Genomic DNA, 1066 nt, shown 5'->3' on the forward strand with positions numbered 1-1066 from the left:
TCAGACATCTTAACCCGGCGTTAACCTCACTGACCCCACGGATTCGATCAGGCATAGTGCCGTGCAGGGAGGGTCGCAGAGATGTCCGGTTCATACCGTGTGCCGCCAGCAGCCCGGGCGGGATCGGGAGCCCGGCCGACTTCGGGATGGCAGCTCCTCCTCATCGGTGCGCTGGTTTTCGCCGGGGCCTGGGCCGGCATCATGATCACGCACGAGGCCGATCGCGTCGCGCCGATCTGGATCACCAACGCGGTGCTGCTCGCCGTGCTGCTCCGGTCATCGGCGCACCGCTGGCCGCTCGTGCTCGCTGTCGGCTGCATCGCCAATGCGTTGGCCAACATCACCACCGGCGATGCCGCCGTTACGGCACTCGGGCTGTCCGCCTGCAACACCCTCGAGATCGTCACCGCCGCTCTGTTGCTGGCCCGCCCGGCGGGATCCCCGCTCGACCTGCGCCGGAGTGCGGTCCTGGTCCGCTTCGTCGCCTGCGCCGGCGGTGCTGCCCCGGCGCTGTCGGCGACCGCCGCCGCCGGCTTTCTGGCCCTCACCGCCGGTGCCGATCCGGCCGCCGTCTGGCAGACCTGGTTCCTGGCCGACGCCCTCGGCATGCTGGTCGTGGCGCCGCTGCTGCTGATGCTCCGCACCCGCGAGCTGGCCGGTCTGTTCCGCCCGCCGCTGAGGCATGAAACCGCAGCCCTGCTGGCGGGGCTCACCGCCGTTGTCGGACTGGTGTTTGCCCAGAGCAGCTTGCCGATCCTGTTCGTGGTTCTGCCGCTGCTGGTGCTGACGGCGTTCCGGCTCGGCTTCGCCGGTGCGGCGGTCGCGACCCTGCTGACCGCCGTGATCAGCATCGGCCTGACGATCGAGGGTTACGGTCCGGCCATGCTGGCCGACACTTCGGTGGTCGGCCGAGTTCTCCTGCTCCAGGGCTTCCTGGCGGTCGCTGTGCTGACCTCTCTGCCGGTTGCGTCCATTCTGGCCCAGCAGCGCAGGACGGAAGCCGCACTCGGGATCAGCGAAACGCTGTACCGCACGCTGGTGCTCAGCAGCCGCGAGGTCGTCTTCC

General features: G+C 69.5%; 1 protein-coding gene. It reads left to right on the top strand.

Annotated elements, in window-relative coordinates:
• Window positions 1-81 precede the first annotated feature (81 nt).
• Window positions 82-1066 (top strand): MASE1 domain-containing protein (locus N826_RS39030; protein ID WP_044438014.1); only part of this gene is annotated, 985 nt, incomplete at its 3' end.

It is taken from the genome of Skermanella aerolata KACC 11604, from assembly GCF_000936425.1.
In the GTDB taxonomy this organism is placed as follows: domain Bacteria; phylum Pseudomonadota; class Alphaproteobacteria; order Azospirillales; family Azospirillaceae; genus Skermanella; species Skermanella aerolata.